We start from the raw sequence: 25185 nt of genomic DNA, 5'->3' as shown, positions 1-25185 counted from the left end.
AACGATTCAGCAATGAATGATAGCGACTCAATAATAAAAATAACTCAAGTTGCTTACGCCACTCGAGTAAGTAAATCTAACAATATTGCTACACTTTCTCTTCTTCTGCCGAGGTCAATTTTATCAGTTCCCTCGACCTCTGTCCGGTTATAGAAGTGACCTAGTTCAAGCAAATTGCAATAAAATTTAAAATTTTGTTGCAACAATTCGTAAATACCTACATGTTGGCTCACATTTATCGAGCATCGATTAATTTGTAGTCAATAATGATTCATTAGAAAATTATTAACTTGATATATTAAATTTTGTTCCATTCGTCTAAAATATGCTGAATTTGGTCCATTTTTAATCAGCTTATTTTTCAACATTTGGCTTAATTATGCATATAAGTAAAACCATTGGTGTTTATTTACTCTTCACATTTGCAGCGTCTGCATTTGCTCAAGAAGAAAACACATTATTCTCCCTTAATAGTAAGCCAACTGCTCAGCCTGATTCATCGATATTTATTCAAATATTTAAGCAAGAGGGTGTGCTTGAGCTCTACCAAAAAACAGCCGTAGGAAAGTATAAATTAGTCAAAACCTACCCTATCTGTAAGTTTTCTGGTGGACTAGGTCCTAAAAAGATAGAAGGTGATTTGAAAAGCCCTGAGGGGTTTTATCAGATCACGCGCTCGCAACTCAATCCAAATAGTCGATATTACCGATCTATCAATCTTGGATTTCCTAATGAGTTCGATAAGACGCAGGGGTATTCTGGTAACTATCTGATGATTCACGGTAGCTGTGTGTCTGTCGGATGTTATGCAATGACAGATAAATCCATGGGGGAAATTTATCAAACCGTGGAACAAGCACTTCAAAATGGTCAACCTGCCGTTGATGTGAGCATTTATCCATTTCGCATGACTAAAATGAATATGCTGCGTTATCGCAATTCAACGCATTATGCTTTCTGGAAACAGCTTCAACCTGCTTATGATTATTTTGAGCGAACCGGCAAACCTGCTGAAATATCAGTAACATTAGGTAAATATCATGTTAACAGCATGCCAGAAACGCCCACTAAGTTATTGGGATCTAAATCACAGTATGCGTTGGCCACGGTCGAATAGCACAAATTCACCGGGTTCAATTTTTTGCCACGTCTCGTTACCTGTTAAGGGAGCCGTGGCAATAACTGAAACAATATCACTTGGCGTTGTGCACTGTTGGAAGTCAATCTCGATGTCCTGATCCAACAGCTTCGCTTTACCAAACGGTGCTCTACGCGTGATCCAATGCAGCTTTGTTGAGCTAAACGCCATCAAATATTGCCCATCGGATAACAACATATTAAATACCCCTTTTTCACGCAGTTGCTGCGCAAGAGTTCCAATAAAACGGAAAACAGCTTTCCAATTTGTTGGTTTTCTTGGATATTTTTGATTCAGTTGATGTAAAATCCAGCAAAATGCCCATTCGCTATCAGTTTCACCGATTGGTCGATAGTGTCCCGTCTTTAATGAACGAAACCCTTTCAATTGCCCATTATGCGCATAAGTCCAGTTTCGTCCCCATAATTCCCGCGTAAACGGATGGGTATTCACCAGTGAAACATCCCCTCGGTTCGCCTGACGAATGTGCGCCACAATGCTTTCTGATTTGATGGGATATTCCTGCACAAAACGCGCCACAGGGGAGACAAAACTCGGTTGAGGATCTTTAAATGTGCGACAACCTAACCCTTCGTAAAACGTTATCCCCCATCCATCTTTATGTGGGCCAGTCTGCCCACCACGGGAAATCAGCCCACTTAGGCTAAACGTAATATCGGTTGGTACATTGGCACTCATGCCAAGCAACTCACACATTTAAAGTCTCCTGCTACTAAAAATGATTACTTAACCATCTCTTTTTCAATTAATTGGATCAAAATATGGATCACTTTGATGTGGATCTCTTGGATACGATCTGCGTATCCAAAATGCGGAACGCGAATTTCAATATCAGCGCTTCCCGCCATTTTTCCGCCATCTTTCCCTGTCAGGGTGATGACTTTCATGCCTTTCGCACGTGCCGCTTCAATCGCTTTAATAATATTACCAGAGTTACCTGAGGTCGAAATGCCAAGTAGCACATCACCTTTTTGCCCTACCGCTTCCACAAAGCGAGAGAAAACAAATTCATAACCAAAGTCATTACTCACGCAAGAAATGTGGCTAACATCGGAGATAGCGATCGCTGGGTAGCCAGGACGGTTTTCACGATAGCGTCCAGTTAACTCTTCCGCAAAGTGCATTGCATCACAGTGAGAGCCACCATTACCGCAAGAGAGAACTTTACCACCCGCTTTAAAAGAGTCCGCCAGCAACACTGCTGCTTTCTCAATTGCTTGCAGATTTGCATCATCACTTAAAAATTTTGATAGCGTATCTGCCGCTTCAGTCAGCTCACCACGGATCAAGTCTTGGTACATGAGTTTCCCCTTAATTTTCACGAATGCTTTATGGAGATAATTACGTCTTTATAGGTAATTTATCTTTGATTTCTCGATTGTTGCACAGGGTACATTTTGTTTCTACTTTTGATTGTACCGTATGGGGTATGGTTGGCGAAATATCCTACAATGCGCTCCCACTATGCGACTAGCTAAATGCTGGCTATTTTTCATCCACCGTCCCTTTACGAAGGCTACTGATGATTTTGTGAGCCAAGTTGTAATTAAGATGTAAATATCTTGCTAATTGTTTATTACCGGATATAGATTAATAAAACAAACAGGTCAGACCTCTTACAAGTAGACAGGAGCTTCAACTATGATCCTTCTCAGTATTGTTTTATTTATTGCGTTAATCGGCGTGCTGAGCTACCACAAAAGCTCTCTCATTCTGAGCACCGTTATATTACTGGCTTATACCGCAGCCATGGGAGCTGCTAATGTCTGGAGCTACTGGATGCTGTTACCCGTCGCTCTGGTTTTACTGCCATTTGTCATCACGCCAATTCGCCAATCACTGTTTTCATCAAAAGCGATGACAATGTTCCAGAAAGTAATGCCACCGATGTCTAGCACAGAAAAAGAAGCGATTGATGCTGGAACCACTTGGTGGGAAGGTGACCTGTTCCGTGGGGCGCCAAATTGGAACAAACTTCATAATTACCCAAAACCACAACTCACCGCTGAAGAACAAGCGTTTATTGATGGTCCAGTGGAAACTGTTTGTGGCATGGTGAATGACTTTGAAGTCAGTCATGAACTCGCAGATTTACCACCAGAAGTCTGGCAATACCTACGCGATCACCGTTTCTTCGCCATGATCATCAAAAAAGAGTATGGTGGATTAGAATTTTCAGCCTACGCCCAATCTCAAGTCCTGCAAAAATTAGCGGGTGTTTCCGGTATCCTTGCTATCACTGTGGGTGTTCCAAACTCATTAGGTCCGGGTGAATTACTGCAACATTACGGTACCGATGAGCAAAAAAATCGTTATTTACCGGGCTTAGCTACCGGTGAAGAGATCCCATGCTTTGCATTAACTAGCCCTGAGGCGGGTTCTGATGCAGGTGCCATTCCTGATGCTGGTGTTGTCTGTATGGGCGAATGGCAAGGCGAACAAGTTTTAGGTATGCGCTTAACTTGGAACAAACGCTATATCACCCTTGCACCAATTGCGACTGTATTAGGCTTAGCCTTTAAATTAACTGACCCAGATAAGCTACTGGGTGGCGAGAAAAACCTCGGTATTACTTGCGCTCTGATCCCAACTAACACCCCAGGTGTTGAAATTGGTCATCGTCACTTCCCATTAAATATACCATTTATGAATGGTCCAACTCGCGGGAAAGATATTTTCGTACCTATAGATTACATTATCGGTGGTCCGCAAATGGCAGGACAAGGTTGGAGAATGTTGGTGGAATGTCTCTCTGTTGGACGTGGAATTACCTTGCCATCCAACTCAACAGGTAGCTTGAAGAGTGTCGCAATGGCAACAGGGGCTTATGCTTATATCCGTCGTCAGTTCAAACTTCCTATCGGAAAAATGGAAGGTATTGAAGAGCCTCTAGCCCGTATTGCAGGTAATGCCTATTTAATGGATGCCGCAGCAACTCTAATTACCTCCGGTATTATGCTGGGCGAAAAACCAGCAGTGCTCTCCGCCATTGTGAAATATCACTGTACTCACCGTGGTCAACGTTCAATTATTGATGCGATGGATATCACGGGTGGTAAAGGCATCTGTTTAGGAAGTTCCAACTTCGTTGCCAGATCCTACCAAGGCGCACCTATCGCCATTACCGTTGAAGGCGCCAACATTTTAACGCGTAGCATGATCATCTTTGGACAAGGCGCCATTCGCTGCCATCCTTACGTTCTCGAAGAAATGGCGGCAGCTCAAGACAATAACCTGAATAAGTTTGATAAAGCGGTATTCGGTCATATTGGTCATGTGATCAGTAATAAGTGCCGCAGTTTCTGGTTAGGTTTAACCAATGGGCGCGGCAGCAGCGCACCAACTAAAGATGAAACTCGCCGTTATTACCAAATGCTTAACCGCCAAAGTGCTAATTTAGCCCTACTCTCTGATGTGTCGATGGGCGTTCTAGGTGGTAGCTTAAAACGTCGTGAGCGTATCTCTGCTCGTCTTGGGGATATTCTGAGCCATCTGTATCTTGCTTCTGCAACCTTAAAACGTTACGAAGATGAAGGTCGCCAAAAAGCGGATTTACCGCTGGTGAAATGGGCCGTTGAAGATTGTCTGTATCAATCAGAAAAAGCGATGGACGATTTACTGAAAAACTTCCCAAATCGCTTTATTGCTGTCGCATTACGCATTGTGCTGTTCCCGACAGGTCGTGCAATGTCGATGCCATCTGACCGACTGGATCACAAGCTGGCGCAGCTAATGATGGAGCCATCGGAAACACGCGACAGAATTGGACGTGGTCAATTCCTAACCCCTGTAGAGAACAACCCGCACGGCTTAGTGAACCAAGCTCTGTATGACATTATTGCCGCAGAGCCAATTTTCGAACGTATTTGCCGCTTAAAAGAGCGTAAATTCAGCTTCACGCGTTTGGATAAGTTAGCCGACCAGATGTTGCCAGAAAACATTATCACCCAAGAAGAAGCAGATATTTTACGTAAAGCAGAAGCCAGCCGCTTACGTACTATTAATGTCGATGAGTTTGATTTCGATGATTTAGGTGTGGTTCCATCAAAAAAGCCACACACTGAGTCAGAGGATGAATCTCAGTCGAAAAAGAAAAAAGCGGCATAATTAATTTAACGCGCTTAAAATTGTCACTGTACTAAAAACAACAAGGGAGCCAATGGCTCCCTTGATTTATATTCATCTATTAATATGAATTAATTTACAGCTCTAAAGCTAATAATTCTTGAATAGTTTGACGGCGACGAATCAGCGTCGGTTTTCCGTCAATGAACATAACTTCTGGCAATAATGGACGACTATTATAGTTAGAAGACATCGACGCGCCGTAAGCCCCTGTGTCATGGAAAACTAAATAATCGCCAACGTTGACTGCTGGCAGTAAACGCGTTTCCACCATCCCGCCTTCTAGCTGGGTAAACACATCCCCAGATTCACACAATGGCCCCGCCACGATCGTCTCTTTTAATGGCTGATTGCCTAATGAACAAAAAACAGCGCTACTACCGTCTGCTGGCAATACCGAAATATGGTGATAACTACCATACATCGCAGGGCGCATTAAATCGTTAAAACCGCTATCCACCAGCACATAATGGCGGCTGCCCATATCCTTAACCGCACGCACTTGTGCCAATAAAACACCCGACTCCGCCACTAAATAGCGCCCCGGCTCAATTTCTAATTCAATAGAGTGACCTAAGTGCTGCGCGATACGCTGGCGCGCGTTATCCCACAGGCTGTAATAGTGCTGAACATCAATGAGTTCATCCTGTTCGCGATAAGGCGTTGATAGACCACCACCCGCCGAGATAGCCTCAATATCCACGCCCGCAGACATCACCAGCTCCACCATAGAATCACACACATTAGCAAGATGCTGGTAGTCAACACCGGAGCCAATGTGCATGTGAATGCCCACTAACTTCAGGTTGTACTGTTGGATTTTCGCTAATGCTTCGGGTAAATCTTGGTGCCAAATTCCGTGCTTGCTGTTCTCTCCGCCCGTATTAGTTTTTTGGCTATGACCATGCCCAAAGCCCGGATTGATGCGCAACCAAACTGGGTGACCGGCTTTATACTCACCAATCTGTTGTAGCATATCGATAGAGCCCGCATTCACAGGAATATCTAACTCTGTCACTTTCAGTAATGTTGCTGGATCTAACACATCCGCCGTAAATACGATTTCCGACTTTTCACGACCCGGCTGAAAACCCGCCACTAGCGCACGCTCAATTTCACCCAATGACACCGAATCCACTTTCACGCCCTGTTCACGCATCAGACGCAGAATATGAATGTTTGAACACGCTTTTTGAGCAAAACGAACAGTATCGAACACTTTTAATTGTTCAATACGGTCAATAATCACTTCACTATCATAAACCCAGACAGGCGTACCAAACTGCTCAGGCAGTGCACGTAAATGTTCAGGAGTGAGATACTGGCTGGTGGTGTTGGCGAATGTGGTCATCGGAACCTCGTTGGCAAGTTTTATTATAGTGAGTTCGATTATTAGACGAATAAGACGGGAAAAAAAATATCCTTTTTGCTAAAGTCTATTCATATCTGATATAGAAATACGAGAGGAGCAATCATGCAGGCAATTTCTTGGCGACATATTGAAATTTTTCGTGCGGTAATGACCACCCCCAACCTCACGGAAGCGGCAGCATTGCTAAATACCTCTCAGCCAACCATCAGCCGAGAACTGGCGCGACTCGAGCAGTTATTACAGTTTAAATTATTCGATAGAGTCAAAGGTCGCCTACACCCTACGGCGCAAGGCTTGCGCTTTCATGAAGAAGTCGAACACTCCTATTATGGTTTGGAGCGTATTCGCAACTCAGCAGAAACTATTCGCCGCTTTGAACACGCCCAGATTTCCATTGCCTGCTTACCTGCATTTGCACAATCTTTACTGCCGCAAGTTTGCCAAGCCTTTATGGAAAATTACCCTGATGTGAACTTAACGGTGATCCCGCAAGAGTCCCCCGTGTTAGAAGAGTGGCTATCCGCCCAGCGTTATGATGTGGGACTAACTGAGCACTTACAACCCCCGCCGGGCACGGAACAACTGACATTGGGTTCATTAAATGAAGTTTGTGTGCTGCCCGTTGGGCACCCTTTTGAGCAGAAAAAGGTTCTCACCCCACAAGATTTTCATCAACAGCGTTTTATTAGCCTGTCTCTGACAGATAGCTACCGGCAAATCATTGATACCATCTTTGCTGAGCATCAAGTGGAGCGCAAAATGGTGATGGAAACCCATTCCGCTTCCTCTATTTGCGCCATGACATTGAAAGGAATTGGAGTCTCTATCGTCAACCCCCTAACTGCATTGGATTTTTATCAGCAATCCGCGGGTAAACTGGTGATCCGCCCACTCAGTTTTTCAATCCCATTTACCGTCAGCTTAATTACACCGAATCACCGCCCATCTTCGCAAATCACCCATATTTTCACTAAACATTTGCAACGTACCTTTACACAAATAGAGCATGACCTCACCTTAGCGCTGCGACATCAATGAGAGCCAGTGAGGTGAGGTTTTAAACCAATTGGCAAGGAAGTCGATCACGGCACGTAATGGCGTTGGCATATGCTGCCGACTGGTATAGACCCCGTAAATACCAAGGGGCATCGGCGTGTAATCCGGTAACAACTGAACCAACTCCCCCGATTGCAAATAGCTCGCCACTGAATAGTAAGGCTGCATCGCGATACCCGCGCCATTTAATGTCGCTTCCATTAAAAATACGGATTCATTGGCACTTAAACGTCCATCGACTAATACCGTCGAGGTTTCACCCGCTTTTTCAAAGCTCCACATGCTACGCCCAAAAAAGCTGTAAGTGAGGCACTCCATTAGAGCCAAATCTTCGGGTTTGGTGGGTAAATTTTTACCTTGTAGAAACTTCGGCGAAGCACAAATTACGGAATGGCAGGTCGATAGCGGCTTGGCAATTAAATTCGGCTCTAACTGATTGGTGATACGGATAGCCAGATCGATACGCTCCTCGATTAAATTCACTGATTTATTCGAGATTTGCATATCAATCATCATATTAGGATACATCTGCAAAAACTCAGAAATAGCTAGAGACAATGCACTTTGAGCGATGGATTGAGAACAGCTAATCCGCACCAAACCCGCTAACTCTTTCGTATCGTGCTTTTGCTCTACCGGAACGCTTAAAGAGATAGCATTTAGTTGCAATGATTGCTGATAAACCCCTTCCCCCGCTGACGTTAAACTTAAGCGCCGCGTGGTACGGTTAAGCAAGCGTACCCCTGCCCACTGTTCCATTTCAGCCAAATAGCGCGTCACCATTGCACGGGACATATCCAATTTATCTGCCGCACCGCTGAGGCTACCTTGTTCTACAATAGTAATAAACACCTGCACCGCTTTGAGTCTATCCATATTATTTGACCGATTTATGCAACAAAGATGACCTGATTATGGCGTTTTTCTTACCTTAATTGCAATTTAATATACACACCAAGCCAAATCAGGCACACAACATCACTTAACATTAGATGACTTAACATTAGGATAAGAAAATGAAATTATCGACTGTATTAACTGCAACCGCCTTTGCTACTGCCACGCATTTTGCTCAAGCTGCTAACTTAACTTTAGATGTTTATAACCCGGGCAATAACAGCGTGTTCCCGGTCTCCTCTGAAATTATCAGCGGCGATAAAGAAGTGGTTTTAATTGATGCACAATTCCAAAACAATGATGCCCAGCAGTTGGTCGATAAAATCAAAAAGCTGGATAAAAAGCTGACTACCATTTATATCAGCCACTCTGACCCAGACTACTATTTTGGTTTAGAAACGCTGACTAAATCCTTCCCTGATGCCAAAGTGGTTGCGACTCAACAAACCGTTGATGCAATTAATGCAACTAAAGATGGAAAACTGGCTTACTGGGGCGGCGTATTAAAAAATGAAGCACCAAGCAAAGTTGTGGTGCCTGAAGTTATCAAAACTAATCACTTCACTGTGGATGGTGAAACTTTAGAAATTAAAGGGTTAGATGGCGCATCACCAGACAGAAGCTACGTTTGGGTGCCTTCACTCAAAGCGGTTGTCGGGGGTGTCGTTGTTTCTGACAATATCCACGTTTGGGTTGCCGACACTCAAACCAAGCAATCGCGCCAAGATTGGCAACAAACGCTAGAAAGTATCAAAGCGCTGAAACCAAGTGTGGTTGTTCCGGGACACTTTACGGGTAAATCCAAAATGGATCTGGCGAGTGTGACCTTTACCCAAAAATATTTAACGGACTTTGAAAAAGCTAACAGCCAAAGTAAAGATTCCGCAGAACTTATCAAGAAAATGGAAACTCTCTACCCAAACTTGGATGACAAATCCAGCTTAGAATTAGGCGCTAAAGTGGTAAAAGGCGAAATGCAGTGGCCACAATAAGTCGCTGACAATAGAAAATAAAGACTGTCAATAACGGAGATAGCGACGATTAACCCGCTATTTTCCGTTAGTTTGTTTTTTTAACGACTTGTTTTTAACGACTAGCTTTTCAGCGATTCGAATAGAATGATAAAACAAAGAATTAGAGAGAATAAAAACCATGAACACAATTACTCTACATTATATTTATGACCCATACTGTGGCTGGTGTTATGCTGCTGCTCCGTTAATCGCCATTGCCGCTAATCACCCAAATATTCACCTAGAATTGCACGGTGGTGGAATGCTTGCGGGTAGTGCACGCCTGCGCCTTGATGACCAATTCCGTCAATATATTTTGCAATCAGATAAACGCATTGCAGCAATGACGGGGCAAGTTTTTGGTGATGACTACATCGCCATGCTGCACCAATCCAATGTAGTAATGGACTCTGCGCCACCACAAACCGCCATTTTGGCGGCAACAAAGCAAGGCAAAGGCGTTGAAATGCTTAAAGCTTTGCAGAAAGCTCACTACGTTTCAGGGCGCCAGATTAAACAGCCCGAAGTCTTAGCGGAAGTGGCGCAAGAAATTGGTTTAAATATTGACCAGTTCCAAAAAGATTATGCCCAATGTTCACAAACGGAAACCGACGCTCATATTGCACAAAGTAAGCAATTACTTAGGCAATCTGGCGCTTCTGGCTTCCCAACGCTACTGATCGAACAGCAAGGCAAATGGCTGCGCGTGCCGCTGCAAAACTACCTTGGCGAGCCAGAAAAATGGCAACAATTTTTAGACTCACTGGTGAAAGCCGCTAATTAGAATGCCAGCTAAGCAACAGCCAAAAACTGGCACTACCAATAATGGCGGGACCAAACGGAATGCTCTGCACGCATTTCTGTTTGCCTCGCCGTTCCTTTTTTTCTCGACATGTGCGCCAAAGAAAATGCAGTAAACCTAAGCTCGCCGCAAGCCCCAGAAAATAGGGAAGATAAAAAATACCGAGCCATGTCGCGCCCGCAGCAATTAATTTAAAATCCCCTCTCCCCATTTGCGGACGCCGACGAATTTTTTCTACTAACGTCGTGATAGCCACTAACCCAATGTAACTGAACAGCAGCGCATAAATAGCGGATAACAAATTTCCCGCAGGCATTCCCCATTGAAATAACAGACCAAAAACCAATAACGGATAATTGAGGACATCCGGTAAATAGCCTGTTTTTAGGTCGATTAAACCCAATGGGATAACCAAGTTGAAAAACAGAAATAATACAGCGAGAACCGAAGGTGGATAACCAAGGAGCACAATCCCCACGCCCAATATCCAATAACCTATCCATACCCAATTGAAACCAATGATAATACTCGGTAAATCAAAATAACGGGCGGGAATCTCCCTCAGTAGCAGAGTTGTCATCCACGCTGACAAGAGGGACAATAGTGTGATTAACGATATAGGTATTAAAAATCCATTTACGGCATCAATCATGGTGTTCTCCTTTTCCATGAGCACTAAAGATGGGTTTACTAGACAAAGACAGGGCTTACTATACGGTGCTGGACGCAGAAACCAACACTATAATTTCGTGGTTTTGGGTCGGTTTTATCGACAAATTTAGCGTGGATATGAGAGTGTGAAATGCAAGGCACAGACGAGCTAAAAAATCCCTCTTTTTAGTTATAAACTCAGTCCGTCCTCTTGTTTTTCGAGATTCTGCCCCCATATCCTGCATCAGTTATCTTAATTATTGGACTAAGGAAAAATCATGCGCGTTCCACGCATTTATCACCCAGAGCCACTCCAAATTAACACCACCATTTCGCTTTGTGATGATGCAGCCAACCATGTGGGTCGAGTTCTTCGCATGACAGCCGGACAACAGCTAGAATTGTTTGATGGAAGCAACCATATATTCCGCGCTGAAATTACAGAAGCAACGAAAAAAAATGTGCTTGTGACTATCCAAGACAGCGCATTGGATGACCGTGAATCCCCATTAGATATCCACCTTGGGCAAGTGATGTCCCGCGGTGAAAAAATGGAATTCACCATTCAAAAATCCGTTGAACTTGGCGTTAACACAATCACGCCACTACTTTCAGAACGTTGTGGCGTACGCCTTGATGGCGAGCGTTTAGAGAAAAAATTACAACAGTGGCAAAAAATTGCCATTGCCGCCTGTGAGCAAAGTGGTCGCAACCGCATCCCTGAAATTCGCCCCGTTCAATCCCTTGAAGCGTGGTGTGCAGAAAATGACGGCGCGTTTAAAATTAATTTACACCCTCGGGCAAGTGAGAGCATCAACACGCTCCCCGCTGATTTAAAGCACGTAAGATTACTGATAGGTCCAGAAGGTGGCTTATCTGCTGACGAAATTGCCATGACAGCCAATTATCAATTTACTGATATCCTGTTAGGGCCACGAGTATTACGAACTGAAACGACCGCGCTAACCGCTATAACGGCATTACAAGTGCGTTTAGGTGACTTGGGTTAAGGAGATAAAATGATCAAGCTTGGCATAGTAATGGATCCTATTTCATCCATTAAAATCAAGAAAGACACCAGTTTTGCAATGATGCTGGAAGCTGCACGCCGCGGTTATGAAATCCATTACATGGAAATGAACGACCTGTACCTGCACCAAGGCGAAGCCCGTGCGACCACAAAGATCGTGACGGTCGAAGAGAACCCAACCAAATGGTATGAATTCCACTCAGAACAAGACATTGCCTTGAGCGACCTTGATGCCATTTTAATGCGAAAAGATCCGCCATTTGATACTGAATATATTTACGCGACTTACATTCTTGAGCGCGCAGAGCAAGCGGGCAGCTTGATTGTCAACAAGCCACAAAGCCTACGTGACTGTAACGAGAAGCTGTTTACGGCATGGTTCCCTGAGTTAACACCGGATACCTTAGTCACTCGTAGCTCTGAAAAACTGCGTGAATTCCATAAAAAACACGGCGACGTGATTTTTAAACCGCTGGACGGTATGGGCGGCGCGTCTATTTTCCGTTTGAAGAAAGAAGACCCGAACGTTGGCGTTATCATCGAAACATTAACCGAGCACAATTCCCGTTATTGCATGGCGCAAAACTTCTTACCTGCTATCAAAGATGGTGACAAACGTGTGCTGGTAGTTGACGGTGAACCTGTGCCATATTGCCTTGCGCGTATTCCTGCTCAAGGGGAAACCCGTGGAAACCTCGCAGCGGGTGGTCGTGGTGAAGCCCGCCCATTAACAGAAAGTGACTGGGCGATTGCTCGCGCTGTCGCACCGACCTTAAAAGAAAAAGGTCTGATTTTCGTGGGTCTGGATATTATCGGTGATCGCTTGACTGAAATTAACGTCACGAGCCCGACTTGCGCCCGTGAAATTGAAGCTGCATTTGATATCTCCATCACCGGTATGTTGATGGATGCGATTGAGCGCCGCCTGAAAAAATAATTTTTATGAAGGATCGTGTGTAAATAAAAACACATCATTCAAAAGGCAGCCTTTCGAGGTTGCCTTTGGTGTTATTTACCATCACAGTAACAAGCTATCTTTATCATAACGAATAGGAACATAACCCCTGAGCTTGCCATTTATGAATTTACAGAATCATTTTTTAATTGCCATGCCTTCACTGACGGATCCCTATTTCGACCATTCCGTGGTGTATATCTGCGAACATAATGAAAATGGCGCAATGGGCCTCGTGATCAACAAGCCTATTGAAGATTTTTCTGTCGCAACCATGCTGAAAAAGCTGGAAATTGACGTATCTGACAACACCAACACGCGAAACCTTGAAAAAATGGTAATTGCGGGCGGACCTGTTTCTGAAGAGCACGGGTTTATTATCCATACCCCTGTTGCAGGTTATGCGGCAAGTTTGCGCCTCAATGACCATGTTATGGTAACAACCTCTAAAGATATTTTAGAAACATTAGGCAGCGAACAGCATCCCATGAATTCTTTAGTGACGCTCGGTTATTCAAGTTGGGAACCTGGGCAGTTAGAAAATGAAATCATGGAAAATAGCTGGTTGACTGTTAAAGCGGATCCTAAACTGATTTTTGATACGCCGTTAAATGAACGCTGGAAAGCCGCAGGTAACCTTTTAGGCATCGACATCCATAATATCTCCATGCAAGCGGGGCATGCTTAATGTCAGCAAGAACTTTATTAGCGTTTGATTTTGGAACGAAAAGTATTGGTGTCGCTGTCGGTCAAGAGATCACCGGTACCGCTCGCGCGTTAGCCTCATTAAAAGCCAGCGATGGCAGACCCGACTGGTCACAAATTGAAAAACTGCTCAAAGAGTGGCAGCCGCAGCTGGTGATCGTCGGGCTTCCTTTAAATATGGATGGCACTGAGCAGCTCGTCACTAGCCAAGCACGTAATTTTGCCAATCGCATTCACGGACGCTTTGGTGTGCAAGTCAAGCTACACGATGAAAGGCTGTCGACTGTGGAAGCCAAAGCGGGGCTCTTTGAGCAAGGTGGCTATCGCGCGCTGAGCAAAGGCAAAGTGGATTCCGCCTCTGCGGTGGTAATTTTAGAAAGTTGGTTTGAACAAAATTACTAAAAGGCACATCTTTACGTTTATTTTCCCCATTCAGTTGCTGCAAAGGTGCCGTTCGCCCTTAATATGTTTTACACTAGGGTTAATTCTCACTATTCACCGAAAGCAACTGAAAAACGGTATTGAATAACATGACCATTCAAAAAAACCTATCCGATGTCACTGAGCGTATTCATCTTGCCGCAACCGAGTGCCATCGCGCTCCTCAAGATATTACCCTGTTAGCTGTGAGTAAAACCAAACCTTGTGAAGCCATTCTGGAAGCCATTGAGGCGGGTCAGCGCCAATTTGGTGAAAACTATGTGCAAGAAGGCGTGGAGAAAATCCAGCACTTTGCAGAAAGAACCGACCTAGTTTGGCACTTTATTGGTCCACTACAGTCCAATAAAAGCCGTTTAGTGGCAGAACATTTTGATTGGTTCCATACTTTAGATCGCACCAAAATCGCTCAACGTTTAAATGAGCAGCGCCCTCAAGATAAAGCGCCGCTGAATGTGCTGATCCAAATTAATATTAGCGATGAAAACAGCAAGTCTGGAATAACCCTTGAGGAAGTGAATGAGCTTGCGGCTCAAGTCGCCCAATTACCCAATTTAGTGTTGCGTGGGTTAATGACCATTCCAGCCCCAGAAACCGATTATGAGCGCCAATGCGCAGCGTTTCGCCAAATGGAACAGGCATTCGAGCAGTTGAAAGCTAGCTATCCGACGGTGGATACCTTATCCATGGGAATGACCGACGATATGCGCGCCGCAATCCACTGCGGGTCGACCCTTGTCCGCATCGGCACTGCAATTTTTGGCGCCCGTCAGTACCATAATTAATCTTTAGGAGAACAACATGCAACATCGCAAAATTGCCTTTATTGGCGCGGGAAATATGGCAAATGCCATTATTGCGGGTCTTGTGGCTCATGGCTATCCTGCATCGATGATCACCGTCTGTTCACCAACCCCTGTGCGTCGTGACAAAATGGCGCAAGACTACGGCATCATTAGCACCAATGATAATCTCACTGCCGCCCAACAAGCAGACGTGATTGTGCTTGCCGTCAAACCGCAAATGATGAAAGAGGTTTGCGAGCCATTACAGAAACTCACAAACTTAGAAAACAAGCTGATTTTAACCATCGCAGCGGGTATTCCTGCTGCTCGTTATAATGACTATTTCGCCCATTCACTACGTTTAGTGCGCATTATGCCAAATACCCCATCATTGGTAGGCAAAGGCGTTAGTGGCTTGTTTGCTCAATCGAATGTTTCTGAAGATGATAAGCAATTTACTCAGCAATTGATGGAAAGTGTCGGTTCAACAACCTGGTGCGCCAAAGAGAGCGAAATCAACAATATCATTGCGTTAACCGGTAGCTCCCCCGCTTACTTTTTCTTGTTCATGGAATCCATGCAGCAAAAAGCCGAGCAGCTTGGCTATGATGAAAAGCAAGCCCGCGAGCTGGTTCTTAATGCCATTGAAGGCTCCGTGGCGTTAGCGAAATCACAGGGAGATACCCCATTTTCAACCTTGCGTGAGCAAGTCACCTCTAAAGGCGGTACCACCGCAATGGCTTTAGAGCAATTTTACCAAGGTCATCTACCGCAAACCGTCGCCAACGCTATGCAAAGCGCGATTGACCGTGCGGAAGAAATGGAAAAACTTTTTTAATTTATTTTTTTGGGATAAGCCATGCAGACTATCGTTTTTGTTGTTACCACCCTAATTCAACTGTACATCTTTGTGCTTCTGCTCAGAGTATGGATGCAGTGCGTTCGCGCCGATTTCTATAACCCATTCTCACAGTTTGTGGTTAAAGCCACTCAACCTATCGTGGGGCCTTTACGCCGCCTAATTCCATCTGTTGGCTCCATTGATACTGCAACCCTGCTGGTGGCGTTTGTACTAGCAATTGCTGACATTATCTTTGGCATGTGGGCAACCAATATGCTGCCGGCCATCGGTCTAACCATACTGCCAATGGGATTAATTCTCTTACTGACTTATATCGGTAAATTGATTTTCTGGATGATCTTAATTCGCGCCATTTTAAGCTGGGTCAGCCAAGGTCGTAATCCTGTCGATTATTTGCTGTTCCAATTAACTGAACCGCTAATGGCACCGATTCGTCGCATTATCCCAGCCATGGGAGGGTTAGATTTCTCCGCGATGATTGTGATGTTTATTTTGATCGCCCTGAACTACTTACGCGTCGATGTCTCTTTAATGATTGACCCTGCCTTAACAGCCATGCTGTTCTCTGTCGGCATTATGTAAGGGAAGAGAGAAACGATGCAAAAAGTTGTATTAGCCACAGGTAACCCGGGCAAAGTTAATGAATTAGCGGATTTACTTCGCGAGTTCGGCATGGATATCGTCGCTCAAACCAGCCTTGGCGTTGAGTCCGCAGAAGAGACCGGATTAACCTTTATTGAGAACGCGATTTTAAAAGCTCGCCATGCTGCGGCACAAACAGGTTTACCCGCCATCGCCGATGATTCTGGTATTTCTGTTGATGCCTTAGGTGGTGCTCCGGGGATTTACTCTGCACGCTATGCGGGTGAAGATGCCACCGACCAGCAAAACCTCGATAAACTTCTCGATGCCATGAAAGATGTGCCGGATGACCAGCGCCAAGCGCAATTTAACTGCGTGCTAGTTTACCTGCGTCATGCCGAAGACCCGACGCCGTTAGTGTTTCATGGTCGCTGGCACGGAGTATTAACCCGTGAAGCAAAAGGACAAGGTGGCTTTGGCTATGACCCAATTTTCTACGTGCCAGAATTAGGCTGCACGTCTGCTGAACTGACTAAAGCTGAAAAACAAGCGGTTTCACACCGCGGTAAAGCCCTTGCGATGATGTTGGATGCCCTGAAAAATGCTTAAGCTTCCTCCATTAAGCCTGTATATCCACATTCCTTGGTGTGTACAAAAGTGCCCTTATTGTGATTTCAACTCGCATACTCTTAAGGGGGAAATTCCCCAAACTGAGTATGTTGAGCATTTGCTTAGCGATTTGGATAAAGACGCCGAACTGATTGGCGAGCGCCCCGTAAAAACTATCTTTATTGGTGGCGGTACACCGAGCTTATTAACCGCTGAATCCATGCAGATGTTGATGGATGGCGTTCGTGAGCGCGTGAATTTAGCCCCCGATGCGGAAGTGACTATGGAAGCCAACCCCGGCACGGTGGAAGCTGACCGTTTTGCAGGCTACCAAGCTGCGGGGATCAACCGCATTTCTATCGGCGTACAAAGTTTTGGCGATGATAAGCTGATCATGTTGGGGCGTATTCATGGTCCCAACGAAGCCAAGCGTGCGGCTCTGCTCGCCACCAACTTAAATCTACGCAGCTTTAATTTGGATTTAATGCACGGCTTACCGTCACAAACTCGCGACGAAGGGCTATCGGATTTACGTCAAGCTATTGAACTCGCTCCGCCGCATCTTTCTTGGTACCAGCTAACCATTGAGCCGAACACACAGTTTGGTTCTCGCCCGCCACGTTTACCGGATGACGATACCCTGTGGGATATCTACACCGAAGGGCATAAATTACTGACAGCTGCAGGTTATCAGCAATATGAGACTTCCGCCTATGCCAAAGCGGGTTATCAATGCGAACATAACCTTAACTATTGGCGGTTTGGGGATTATCTGGGTATCGGCTGTGGCGCGCACGGTAAAATCACTTCAACCGATGGGCAGATTTTACGGACCGTCAAAACCAAGCACCCGCGGGGTTATATGGAAGGCCGTTATCTTGATAATCAATATAATGTCGAGAACGAAGACCGCCCATTCGAGTATTTTATGAACCGTTTCCGGTTACTTGAAGCGATGCCTCGCCGTGAATTTACTGATTATACCGGTCTGGCAGAGTCTGTGGTTCGCCCTGCTATCGATGAAGCCTTAGCCAAAGGTTATATCTCAGAAACCGCTGATGAATGGCAAATTACCGAGCATGGAAAATTATTCTTAAACTCCCTACTGGAGCTGTTTTTAGGGGAAGAATAATTTCTATTTCTCCATAAAAAAGCCAGCTTAGTGCTGGCTTTTTCTTTTACTAAAGGTAATAAACAAGGGTAATAAACGAAAATAATAATCTATCGATTACAGTGCCTTGGTGACTGCATCGATTTGTTCGGTGAGGCTGACTAAACCGCCACCGGAGAGATACCACAGGTCAGATTGCAAATAGGTAATTTTGCCATCTTTATACGCTTTGGTTTCTTGGATGTTTTGGTCTTCAAATACCGTTTTTTCCAATTTACCTGCGCCAATCGCTTCACTGCGATCCACAATCAAAATCACATCAGGGTTCGCTTGTGCGATAGTTTTGGTATCTACCACACGGCGTTTGGATTTATCAGCATCCGCTTGAACAGGTAATTCAGCACGTTGTGCTTTTACCACATCGTAAACAACCGCTTGGTTATTTGGGATTAATTTGCCGTCATTGTGCAGTAAAACCAGCACTTTTTTATTGGATGCAGCCGCTTTTTTCTGGGCTTCAGCAATGGTTTTATCCAATTGAGCCAGTTGCTCGTCCACTGCTTTTTGATCACCGTATAAATCGCCAATTAAACGAATGTTGGCTTTCACTGACTCAATATAATTTTTGCTGTCAGAGCCTAAATTCAGTGTCGGGGCAATTTTTGATAATGCATCGTAAGATTTACCTTGGCGACCCGTGATCACGATTAAATCGGGTTTCAATGCAGCGATCTCAGCTAAGTTTGGTTCTTTCATGCCGCCTGCATTTTTGACTGTCGCAGGGATACCCGCTTTTACATAAGCAGGTGCATTACCCATCGGCAGAGCGACAACCTTGTCCCCTAACCCCAGTTTTTGCATTGAGTCATAAATACCGAAATCAAACAGAACCACTTTCTGAGGTTTTTTCACCACTTCCGTTTCACCGGAAAGGTGTTTAACCGTCACTTTTTCAGCACCTTGTGCAGTGATTGCGTTTGGCGTAAATGCCGCAGATTCAGCACTCAATGCGTAAGGCGCGGAGAATGACAGGATGGAAACCAGTACCGCTGGAATAAACTTTTTCATATGAATAACACCCATTTAGTCGTTAAGCCAAACCTGCATTCTAAGGAGAGTTACTCATAAGTCAATTAAATGATAATGATTCTTAGTATTGTTTTTATTTATGTTAATGCCGTCATGGTTTGTAGTTATGGTGGTATGGTTTGATGAGGCTTTTAATGCAAAAGGCAGTAATCAGTTTCCCTATTACTGCCTTTCATTACCAATGATAGCGTTGAAAACTCACCAAACTACCTGAATTATTTACCGTTAATTGAATTCAGTAAGCTAATGCGTTGTTGCTCTAATGAAGTGACTTTAGAACAGACTTGCTGACCAAACTGCTGGAAGCTATTTTCTTGGTTTTTCCATTCACTATCAATTTCTTGTTGTAACCCACCAAGGCTACCTAACATGCCTTGTAGCATTTTGTTGGTATCACCGCCAGCAAGTAACTGTTTTCGCCCCATTTCATTGATACTGTCTTGTAAAATCCCACCTAAGCTTTCATTGACTAATTCACGCCCTGAAGTTTCCACTTTCTTGATGCCTTCATGGTGGAAAGCGTAGCCGTTTGAACGAGTTTCAATGATTTGGTTAATTTGACCGTTTAAATCTTTTTCAAGCTTAGTCAGGCGATTGCGAATATTACTATCGCTGCCAATCACTTTAACCACCACTTTATCGAGAGATTTACGCGATGCCGCTAATTTCTCTTCAGATTCTTTTTTGATCCACGGTAAATCCTGACGGATAGCCGATTGATAACGCAGTGCTTGCTGCTGTTGCTCAGAGGTCAATGCAACTTTTTGACCATTCAGCGTGACATCACCATTTGGGGTGATTTTTAAATCGCCACTGCGACCGACGACTTGGACATTATCAGGCGTCATAAAAATATCGTCTTTAGGGGTTACCGAGCAGTTGTAATCCGCCGCTTGGCTAGTGGCGCAGGCCAGTAATGAAAACGCAATTAAAGTACGGCGTAACATAAAATCTCCTCGTCGATTACCTCTATATTTATTGAGAGGTAATTAGAAAACAGAACGTCCAATTCGCTTCGATAAAAGCTCTAAGGCGGCACAACCCACCAAAGAGTTTCCGGCTGAATCTAATTCCGGTGACCATACTGCCACCGTAAATTGGTTAGGAACCACACACACAATACCGCCACCGACGCCTGATTTACCGGGCATTCCAATACGAAATGCAAACTCACCGGAACCATCGTACATACCACAAGTCATCATCAATGCATTGATTTGTCGAGATTGTAGCGGCGTGATAATTGGGTCTATCGAACAAGGCGACTCACCTTGATTCATTAAATAGGTAAAACACCTAGCCAGTTCGACACAATTCATACTTAGAGAACAATAATGAAAATAAGTTTCTAAAACCGTTAAAACATCATTATCAAAATTGCCAAAAGATTTCATTAAATACGCGATAGCTGCATTGCGGCTAGCATGTTCCATTTCTGAGCGAGCGACATTTATATCGTAGCTAATGTCGGGTTCGCAAGCGAGTTTTCGGACAAACTCCAGCATCCGCTGTTTTGGTGCACTCAAACGAGATTGCAGCATGTCGGCAATCACAATCGCGCCAGCATTGATAAAGGGATTACGAGGAATACCCTTTTCCATCTCTATCTGAATCAATGAGTTGAACGGCAGTCCTGATGGCTCTTTGCCAACACGGCTCCAAATTTCTTGCTCTTCGTAGCGCGTCATCGCCAAGGTTAAACTCAGAACCTTAGAAATGGATTGAACTGAGAAACGTTTTCTCGCATCTCCAGCCGTGAAAATATCACCTTCTGCGGTATGAACCGCTATCCCCAAATGATGTGAAGGAATACCGCCAAGCGCAGGTATGTAGTCAGCCACCTTTCCTTGACCTATCAGGGGGCGGACTTGTTCCAAAATATCATGCAGTAATTGGTCAGAAAACTGGGTGCTCAAGTGTTTTGCTCCAGAATGGATTACTCTAGAAAATAAAGGCATCCAATTGGATGCCTTTATTAATAATCAAACTAGTTATTATTCCCACCAAACATCAAACAGTTCAGAAACAACAACGTCGTTCATCCCTTTTGATTTTAGCCAATTTTCAACGATTTGACGGTGTTCTTCGGTGCATTTACCAATTTTCTGCAGGCAAACAATCCCTTCCCAGTTCATGTAGCCGCTAGCTTCAAATGCTAGGCCGTTTGGTTCGATAGCTTCAGCAATCAGTTGGTCAACGACGCTGTCCACTTCTTCGATTGGCGTACCTTCTTTAAAGTTCCACTTAACAATGAAACCTAATTCTTGGAACTCGTCCAAACGCATTTTTTTACGTAAACGGCGACTACGTTGTTGTTTAGCCATGATTAAACCCTCTTAAACATTAAATCCCATACACCGTGCCCTAACCGCTGGCCGCGCTTTTCAAACTTTGTTTCTGGTCTTGATTCTGGACGAGGAACGTAGTCCCCTGACGTGGATACGTTTTCATACCCAGCCACGCTGGTCATTACCTCAAGCATATGTTCTGCATAAGGTTGCCAGTCTGTCGCCATGTGGAATACACCACCATCAATTAATTTACTGCGAATTTTTTCTGCGAAAGGCACCTGCACAATACGACGTTTATTGTGTTTCGCTTTATGCCAAGGATCAGGGAAGAATAACTGAACCATTGCTAAGCTGCCGTTCGGGATCATGAAGTCTAAAACTTCAATGGCATCGTGGCACATCACGCGTAGGTTGGTGATGTTCTCTTCTTTTGCTGATGCCAAACAAGCCCCAACGCCCGGTGCATGCACTTCAATACCCAGAAAGTTTTGATCTGGGTTTTGTGCTGCCATCGTCACTAATGAGGTGCCCATTCCAAATCCAATTTCCAGAGTGACTGGATTTGAATTATTAAATAGTTTTGCGAAATCAAAGGGTTCGTTAACAAAATCGATGCCCATTTCTGCCCATTCGCTTTCTAATGCCTCTTCCTGACGTTTTGTCAGACGCCCTTGACGGCGGACAAAACTACGGACACGGCGCATAACCCGCCCTTCTTCATTATATTCGGGGGAGATAACGTTATTGATCATAATAAAGTTCTAAAAAATTCGTTGTCCAGTTAGATAGTGTGCCAACAAGAGTATAAAAAAACCCAAACATACCTAATTAATTAATATCTAAGTATGGTGGGAAAGGGAGTTTAGCAAAACTTCAAGGATCTTGCAGTTGATAATTGGATAACTTTACACAAGAAGCGGTTTACAGCTATCACCGTCTATGTTGCAATCCTCTCCATGACTGAAATCGCGATAAAAATATTATAAATAATGGAAGCTCAACAATTCTCAAGTGCAGTGCTCAAGTGGTATCACAAATATGGTCGTAAAACCTTGCCATGGCAGCAGGAAAAATCCTCCTACCATGTTTGGCTCTCTGAAGTCATGTTGCAGCAGACCCAAGTCAGCACAGTCATTCCCTATTTTGAAAAATTCACCCAACGCTTTGCGGATGTGACCGCGCTGGCGAATGCACCTCTTGATGAAGTTCTGCATTTGTGGACAGGACTCGGCTATTACGCGCGAGCGCGTAATCTGCATAAAGCCGCGCAGGTGATTGCCACCCAATATAATGGTCAATTTCCTACCACGTTTGAGGAAGTGAATGCGCTTCCAGGGGTGGGTCGTTCAACCGCAGGCGCCATTCTTTCCCTTTCTCAACAGCAGCATTACCCAATTTTGGACGGTAATGTAAAACGCGTGCTTGCTCGCTGCTATGCTGTCGCGGGTTGGCCGGGTAAAAAAGAAGTAGAAAATCGCCTGTGGGAAATCAGCACCAACGTCACCCCCAAAGTGGAAGTGGAATATTTTAACCAAGCCATGATGGATCTTGGGGCGATGGTATGTACTCGCAGTAAACCAAAATGTGAGTTATGCCCACTCAATACCGGCTGTGTTGCCTACGCTAATCACTCTTGGCAAGAATATCCGGGGAAAAAACCTAAGCAGAAAATTCCGGAAAAAAGCGCATGGTTTTTGATCCTTCAGCACCAAGATAATGTCTGGTTAGAACAGCGCCCACCTTCGGGTATTTGGGGCGGTTTATTCGCCTTCCCACAGTTTGAAAGCCATGAGCAACTGGCTCAGTGGCTGGCTGATTCTGGTCTGCAACATGACACACCAGAACAATTAATTGCTTTTCGCCACACGTTTAGCCATTTCCATTTAGATATTATCCCTGTAAAAGTTAATATTCAGGCATTTAACTCTGCCATGGATGAAGGCAACGGACTCTGGTATAACTTACACCTAGGCGCAACCGTTGGGCTTGCAGCTCCGGTTGAAAGTTTACTAAAACAACTTGCCTTACTACCTGATATTCGAGGAAAAAATAAATGAGTAGAACCATTTTTTGCACTTTCTTACAACGTGACGCTGATGGGCAAGATTTCCAGCTTTACCCAGGTGAATTAGGAAAGCGTATTTTTAATGAGATTTCGAAAGAAGCATGGAGTCAATGGATGACAAAACAGACCATGCTGATCAATGAAAAGAAATTAAACACCATGAATCCAGATGATCGCAAAATGCTGGAACAAGAAATGGTGAAATTCTTATTTGAAGGTCACGATATTCAAATTGATGGCTATACCCCGGAAAAATAGTTTTTAGGTCTATACCTATCGAACCTCAAGTTGCATGGCTCGGTTTACTAACCTCCTGCAACTTGAATGTTTTAGAGTAAACGACCAAATAAGTAGCTAGCTTGCATTAATATTGTGGATCGTATGAAAAAATTATTTGCACTCACATTGTTGATTCCCCTGATTGTTTCTTGCTCCAGTAATCAGAAATCCGACTTTAATCCCGACTACGTCAAAGATACTAATGGCTTTGATATTTTGATGGGGCAATTTGCTCATAACATCGAAAATATTTGGGGAATAAAAGAAGTCCTCATTGCAGGGCCAAAAGATTATGTGAAATATACCGATGAGTATCGTACTCGTAGCCACATTAACTTTGATGCAGGGACTATCACGGTTGAGACCATCTCTGCCGTTGAACCGTCAGAACACCTGAAAAAAGCCATTGTCACCACTTTATTGATGGGCGATGACCCAAATTCCATCGACCTCTATTCTGATATTAACGACATTCCCTACAGTAAAGAACCATTCCTGTTTGGTCAGGTGATGGATAATACAGGGGAACCGATCCGCTGGGAGTGGCGAGCCACTAAATTTGCAGATTATCTGATTAGTAATAAAATGCAGCGCAGACAGTCTGGTATGAATATTGTTTGGTCGGTGACCATGCAATTGGTACCAAACCACTTAGATAAACGCGCCCATAAATATCTGCCTTATATTAAGAAATCCTCCGCAAAATACGGCGTGGATGAATCATTGATTCTGGCGATCATGCAAATTGAATCGAGCTTCAACCCATACGCGGTTAGCCGTTCTGATGCGCTAGGCTTGATGCAAATTATGCCAAACACGGCCGGTAAAGATGTGTTCCGCTCTCAAGGTAAATCTGGAGTACCAAGCCGCAGTTATCTATTTGACCCTGAGCAAAACATTGATACGGGCACGGCATATTTAGCTATCTTACAAAATAGTTATTTGGGGGATATCAGCAACCCAACTTCACGTCGCTATGCGGTTATTACGGCTTATAACGGCGGCGCAGGCAGCGTGCTACGCGTGTTCCACAATGATAAAAAACAAGCGGCTCAGCGTATTAACAACCTCGAGCCGGGGGAAGTTTACGAAACGCTTTCCACCAAACACCCTGCGGCGGAATCTCGTAATTATCTTATTAAAGTGAATAAAGCGCAGAAAAAATATCTACGCTAATAAATCCTTAAAATAGCGATAAAAATGCCAGTAAACCATCACGGTTGCTGGCATTTTTTTCACTTTTTGTGAGTTTTTGCATTGATTTGCTTAAAAATTAATTGAAACGCTGAAAAAAAACGCATTCAATCAA

The 25185-nt window shown here is 44.2% G+C and carries 27 protein-coding genes; 17 read left to right on the top strand and 10 right to left on the bottom strand.

What is annotated here, in order from left to right; all coding sequences use genetic code 11:
- Window positions 1-379 precede the first annotated feature (379 nt).
- The gene (locus HFU86_RS04780; RefSeq protein ID WP_132496266.1) at window positions 380-1117 is read left to right on the top strand and encodes a L,D-transpeptidase family protein; all 738 of its coding nucleotides are present in this window, start codon (window positions 380-382) and stop codon (window positions 1115-1117) included.
- Here the strand turns inward: HFU86_RS04780 and HFU86_RS04775 are convergent.
- Window positions 1088-1855 (bottom strand): class II glutamine amidotransferase, encoded by a 768-nt coding sequence (locus HFU86_RS04775; protein ID WP_036954184.1) that lies wholly within the window; start codon window positions 1853-1855, stop codon window positions 1088-1090. The genes HFU86_RS04780 and HFU86_RS04775 overlap by 30 nt on opposite strands.
- Before the next feature lie 26 nt (window positions 1856-1881).
- Window positions 1882-2460 (bottom strand): D-sedoheptulose 7-phosphate isomerase, encoded by a 579-nt coding sequence (lpcA, locus tag HFU86_RS04770; protein WP_036954182.1) that lies wholly within the window; start codon window positions 2458-2460, stop codon window positions 1882-1884.
- 340 nt (window positions 2461-2800) lie between these two features.
- Between lpcA and fadE the strand changes: the two genes are divergently transcribed.
- On the top strand, window positions 2801-5266 hold the full coding sequence (fadE, locus tag HFU86_RS04765; RefSeq protein ID WP_187128821.1) for an acyl-CoA dehydrogenase FadE: 2466 nt from the start codon (window positions 2801-2803) through the stop codon (window positions 5264-5266).
- A 94-nt stretch (window positions 5267-5360) separates the two neighbouring features.
- Here the strand turns inward: fadE and lysA are convergent, their stop codons facing one another.
- Complete coding sequence (gene lysA, locus HFU86_RS04760) at window positions 5361-6635, bottom strand: diaminopimelate decarboxylase (RefSeq protein ID WP_187128820.1); 1275 nt, start codon at window positions 6633-6635, stop codon at window positions 5361-5363.
- Between the two features lie 123 nt (window positions 6636-6758).
- Between lysA and HFU86_RS04755 the strand changes: the two genes are divergently transcribed.
- The gene (locus tag HFU86_RS04755) at window positions 6759-7694 is read left to right on the top strand and encodes a LysR family transcriptional regulator (protein WP_187128819.1); all 936 of its coding nucleotides are present in this window, start codon (window positions 6759-6761) and stop codon (window positions 7692-7694) included.
- Here the strand turns inward: HFU86_RS04755 and HFU86_RS04750 are convergent.
- Window positions 7674-8588: a LysR family transcriptional regulator gene (locus tag HFU86_RS04750; protein WP_187128818.1), complete on the bottom strand. Its 915-nt coding sequence runs from the start codon at window positions 8586-8588 to the stop codon at window positions 7674-7676. The two genes, HFU86_RS04755 and HFU86_RS04750, sit on opposite strands and share 21 nt — an antisense overlap.
- Window positions 8589-8728: 140 nt before the next feature.
- Between HFU86_RS04750 and HFU86_RS04745 the strand changes: the two genes are divergently transcribed.
- Both HFU86_RS04745 and HFU86_RS04740 read left to right on the top strand, forming a co-directional pair.
- The gene (locus HFU86_RS04745) at window positions 8729-9601 is read left to right on the top strand and encodes an MBL fold metallo-hydrolase (RefSeq protein ID WP_187128817.1); all 873 of its coding nucleotides are present in this window, start codon (window positions 8729-8731) and stop codon (window positions 9599-9601) included.
- Between the two features lie 160 nt (window positions 9602-9761).
- The gene (locus HFU86_RS04740) at window positions 9762-10406 is read left to right on the top strand and encodes a DsbA family protein (RefSeq protein WP_187128816.1); all 645 of its coding nucleotides are present in this window, start codon (window positions 9762-9764) and stop codon (window positions 10404-10406) included.
- On the opposite strand, the gene HFU86_RS04735 is transcribed toward HFU86_RS04740, so the two are convergent.
- The gene (locus HFU86_RS04735; protein WP_132496260.1) at window positions 10399-11076 is read right to left on the bottom strand and encodes a prepilin peptidase; all 678 of its coding nucleotides are present in this window, start codon (window positions 11074-11076) and stop codon (window positions 10399-10401) included. The genes HFU86_RS04740 and HFU86_RS04735 overlap by 8 nt on opposite strands.
- 277 nt (window positions 11077-11353) lie before the next feature.
- Here HFU86_RS04735 and rsmE point away from each other — a divergent pair, with 277 nt between their 5' ends.
- From rsmE to hemW, 9 genes are all read left to right on the top strand, one after another.
- A complete protein-coding gene (gene rsmE / locus HFU86_RS04730) occupies window positions 11354-12085 on the top strand; it encodes a 16S rRNA (uracil(1498)-N(3))-methyltransferase (RefSeq protein ID WP_132496259.1) in 732 nt (243 codons plus the stop codon).
- 9 nt (window positions 12086-12094) lie between these two features.
- Window positions 12095-13042 (top strand): glutathione synthase, encoded by a 948-nt coding sequence (gene gshB, locus HFU86_RS04725; RefSeq protein ID WP_154604536.1) that lies wholly within the window; start codon window positions 12095-12097, stop codon window positions 13040-13042.
- 142 nt (window positions 13043-13184) lie between these two features.
- Window positions 13185-13748: a YqgE/AlgH family protein gene (locus tag HFU86_RS04720; RefSeq protein WP_108479443.1), complete on the top strand. Its 564-nt coding sequence runs from the start codon at window positions 13185-13187 to the stop codon at window positions 13746-13748.
- Window positions 13748-14167 (top strand): Holliday junction resolvase RuvX, encoded by a 420-nt coding sequence (gene ruvX / locus HFU86_RS04715; RefSeq protein WP_187128815.1) that lies wholly within the window; start codon window positions 13748-13750, stop codon window positions 14165-14167. Before HFU86_RS04720 ends, ruvX begins: the two co-directional genes overlap by 1 nt.
- A 128-nt stretch (window positions 14168-14295) precedes the next feature.
- Window positions 14296-14988, top strand: coding sequence for a YggS family pyridoxal phosphate-dependent enzyme (locus tag HFU86_RS04710; protein WP_132496258.1), 693 nt, complete (start codon window positions 14296-14298; stop codon window positions 14986-14988).
- 16 nt (window positions 14989-15004) lie between these two features.
- Window positions 15005-15826, top strand: a complete 822-nt coding sequence (gene proC / locus HFU86_RS04705) for a pyrroline-5-carboxylate reductase (protein ID WP_187128813.1) — start codon at window positions 15005-15007, stop codon at window positions 15824-15826.
- Between the two features lie 21 nt (window positions 15827-15847).
- Window positions 15848-16432, top strand: a complete 585-nt coding sequence (locus HFU86_RS04700) for a YggT family protein (protein ID WP_187128812.1) — start codon at window positions 15848-15850, stop codon at window positions 16430-16432.
- A gap of 15 nt (window positions 16433-16447) precedes the next feature.
- A complete protein-coding gene (gene rdgB, locus HFU86_RS04695; protein WP_154628228.1) occupies window positions 16448-17041 on the top strand; it encodes an RdgB/HAM1 family non-canonical purine NTP pyrophosphatase in 594 nt (197 codons plus the stop codon).
- Entirely contained in the window at window positions 17034-18173 is a 1140-nt protein-coding gene (gene hemW, locus HFU86_RS04690; RefSeq protein WP_187128811.1) for a radical SAM family heme chaperone HemW, read from the top strand. The genes rdgB and hemW overlap by 8 nt, the downstream gene beginning before the upstream one ends.
- Before the next feature lie 96 nt (window positions 18174-18269).
- Here hemW and HFU86_RS04685 read toward each other — a convergent pair whose 3' ends face one another.
- From HFU86_RS04685 to trmB, 5 genes are all read right to left on the bottom strand, one after another.
- Window positions 18270-19220: a siderophore ABC transporter substrate-binding protein gene (locus HFU86_RS04685; RefSeq protein WP_036954223.1), complete on the bottom strand. Its 951-nt coding sequence runs from the start codon at window positions 19218-19220 to the stop codon at window positions 18270-18272.
- A 236-nt stretch (window positions 19221-19456) separates the two neighbouring features.
- Window positions 19457-20188: a DUF2884 domain-containing protein gene (locus HFU86_RS04680; protein WP_108479448.1), complete on the bottom strand. Its 732-nt coding sequence runs from the start codon at window positions 20186-20188 to the stop codon at window positions 19457-19459.
- Between the two features lie 42 nt (window positions 20189-20230).
- A complete protein-coding gene (gene glsB / locus HFU86_RS04675) occupies window positions 20231-21199 on the bottom strand; it encodes a glutaminase B (protein ID WP_410431244.1) in 969 nt (322 codons plus the stop codon).
- Window positions 21200-21235: 36 nt separating this feature from the next.
- Window positions 21236-21565, bottom strand: coding sequence for a YggL family protein (locus tag HFU86_RS04670; RefSeq protein ID WP_036954142.1), 330 nt, complete (start codon window positions 21563-21565; stop codon window positions 21236-21238).
- Between the two features lie 2 nt (window positions 21566-21567).
- Window positions 21568-22284 carry a tRNA (guanosine(46)-N7)-methyltransferase TrmB gene (gene trmB, locus HFU86_RS04665; RefSeq protein WP_108479449.1) on the bottom strand — a complete coding sequence of 239 codons (717 nt, stop codon included), beginning with the start codon at window positions 22282-22284 and terminating at the stop codon, window positions 21568-21570.
- 237 nt (window positions 22285-22521) lie between these two features.
- Here trmB and mutY point away from each other — a divergent pair, with 237 nt between their 5' ends.
- The 3 genes from mutY to mltC all read left to right on the top strand — a co-directional run bounded on the left by mutY (window position 22522) and on the right by mltC (window position 25052).
- Entirely contained in the window at window positions 22522-23589 is a 1068-nt protein-coding gene (gene mutY, locus HFU86_RS04660) for an A/G-specific adenine glycosylase (protein ID WP_132496252.1), read from the top strand.
- Window positions 23586-23855: an oxidative damage protection protein gene (locus tag HFU86_RS04655; protein WP_006657365.1), complete on the top strand. Its 270-nt coding sequence runs from the start codon at window positions 23586-23588 to the stop codon at window positions 23853-23855. Before mutY ends, HFU86_RS04655 begins: the two co-directional genes overlap by 4 nt.
- A 123-nt stretch (window positions 23856-23978) precedes the next feature.
- Window positions 23979-25052 carry a membrane-bound lytic murein transglycosylase MltC gene (gene mltC, locus HFU86_RS04650; protein ID WP_036954136.1) on the top strand — a complete coding sequence of 358 codons (1074 nt, stop codon included), beginning with the start codon at window positions 23979-23981 and terminating at the stop codon, window positions 25050-25052.
- Window positions 25053-25185 lie beyond the last annotated feature (133 nt).

This window comes from Providencia sp. JUb39, assembly GCF_012272845.1.
In the GTDB taxonomy this organism is placed as follows: Bacteria; Pseudomonadota; Gammaproteobacteria; order Enterobacterales; family Enterobacteriaceae; genus Providencia; species Providencia lanzhouensis.
Note: the sequence above shows the minus strand (reverse complement) of the source record. Positions and strands in the feature narration are given on the sequence as shown.

Excerpts from the sequence above, each read along its gene's own strand:
- HFU86_RS04780 (WP_132496266.1), top strand. The coding sequence starts at position 380 with ATGCATATAAGTAAAACCATTGGTGTTTATTTACTCTTCACATTTGCA.
- HFU86_RS04775 (WP_036954184.1), bottom strand. The coding sequence starts at position 1,855 with ATGTGTGAGTTGCTTGGCATGAGTGCCAATGTACCAACCGATATTACG.
- lpcA (WP_036954182.1), bottom strand. The coding sequence starts at position 2,460 with ATGTACCAAGACTTGATCCGTGGTGAGCTGACTGAAGCGGCAGATACG.
- fadE (WP_187128821.1), top strand. The coding sequence starts at position 2,801 with ATGATCCTTCTCAGTATTGTTTTATTTATTGCGTTAATCGGCGTGCTG.
- lysA (WP_187128820.1), bottom strand. The coding sequence starts at position 6,635 with ATGACCACATTCGCCAACACCACCAGCCAGTATCTCACTCCTGAACAT.
- HFU86_RS04755 (WP_187128819.1), top strand. The coding sequence starts at position 6,759 with ATGCAGGCAATTTCTTGGCGACATATTGAAATTTTTCGTGCGGTAATG.
- HFU86_RS04750 (WP_187128818.1), bottom strand. The coding sequence starts at position 8,588 with ATGGATAGACTCAAAGCGGTGCAGGTGTTTATTACTATTGTAGAACAA.
- HFU86_RS04745 (WP_187128817.1), top strand. The coding sequence starts at position 8,729 with ATGAAATTATCGACTGTATTAACTGCAACCGCCTTTGCTACTGCCACG.
- HFU86_RS04740 (WP_187128816.1), top strand. The coding sequence starts at position 9,762 with ATGAACACAATTACTCTACATTATATTTATGACCCATACTGTGGCTGG.
- HFU86_RS04735 (WP_132496260.1), bottom strand. The coding sequence starts at position 11,076 with ATGATTGATGCCGTAAATGGATTTTTAATACCTATATCGTTAATCACA.
- rsmE (WP_132496259.1), top strand. The coding sequence starts at position 11,354 with ATGCGCGTTCCACGCATTTATCACCCAGAGCCACTCCAAATTAACACC.
- gshB (WP_154604536.1), top strand. The coding sequence starts at position 12,095 with ATGATCAAGCTTGGCATAGTAATGGATCCTATTTCATCCATTAAAATC.
- HFU86_RS04720 (WP_108479443.1), top strand. The coding sequence starts at position 13,185 with ATGAATTTACAGAATCATTTTTTAATTGCCATGCCTTCACTGACGGAT.
- ruvX (WP_187128815.1), top strand. The coding sequence starts at position 13,748 with ATGTCAGCAAGAACTTTATTAGCGTTTGATTTTGGAACGAAAAGTATT.
- HFU86_RS04710 (WP_132496258.1), top strand. The coding sequence starts at position 14,296 with ATGACCATTCAAAAAAACCTATCCGATGTCACTGAGCGTATTCATCTT.
- proC (WP_187128813.1), top strand. The coding sequence starts at position 15,005 with ATGCAACATCGCAAAATTGCCTTTATTGGCGCGGGAAATATGGCAAAT.
- HFU86_RS04700 (WP_187128812.1), top strand. The coding sequence starts at position 15,848 with ATGCAGACTATCGTTTTTGTTGTTACCACCCTAATTCAACTGTACATC.
- rdgB (WP_154628228.1), top strand. The coding sequence starts at position 16,448 with ATGCAAAAAGTTGTATTAGCCACAGGTAACCCGGGCAAAGTTAATGAA.
- hemW (WP_187128811.1), top strand. The coding sequence starts at position 17,034 with ATGCTTAAGCTTCCTCCATTAAGCCTGTATATCCACATTCCTTGGTGT.
- HFU86_RS04685 (WP_036954223.1), bottom strand. The coding sequence starts at position 19,220 with ATGAAAAAGTTTATTCCAGCGGTACTGGTTTCCATCCTGTCATTCTCC.
- HFU86_RS04680 (WP_108479448.1), bottom strand. The coding sequence starts at position 20,188 with ATGTTACGCCGTACTTTAATTGCGTTTTCATTACTGGCCTGCGCCACT.
- glsB (WP_410431244.1), bottom strand. The coding sequence starts at position 21,199 with ATGCCTTTATTTTCTAGAGTAATCCATTCTGGAGCAAAACACTTGAGC.
- HFU86_RS04670 (WP_036954142.1), bottom strand. The coding sequence starts at position 21,565 with ATGGCTAAACAACAACGTAGTCGCCGTTTACGTAAAAAAATGCGTTTG.
- trmB (WP_108479449.1), bottom strand. The coding sequence starts at position 22,284 with ATGATCAATAACGTTATCTCCCCCGAATATAATGAAGAAGGGCGGGTT.
- mutY (WP_132496252.1), top strand. The coding sequence starts at position 22,522 with ATGGAAGCTCAACAATTCTCAAGTGCAGTGCTCAAGTGGTATCACAAA.
- HFU86_RS04655 (WP_006657365.1), top strand. The coding sequence starts at position 23,586 with ATGAGTAGAACCATTTTTTGCACTTTCTTACAACGTGACGCTGATGGG.
- mltC (WP_036954136.1), top strand. The coding sequence starts at position 23,979 with ATGAAAAAATTATTTGCACTCACATTGTTGATTCCCCTGATTGTTTCT.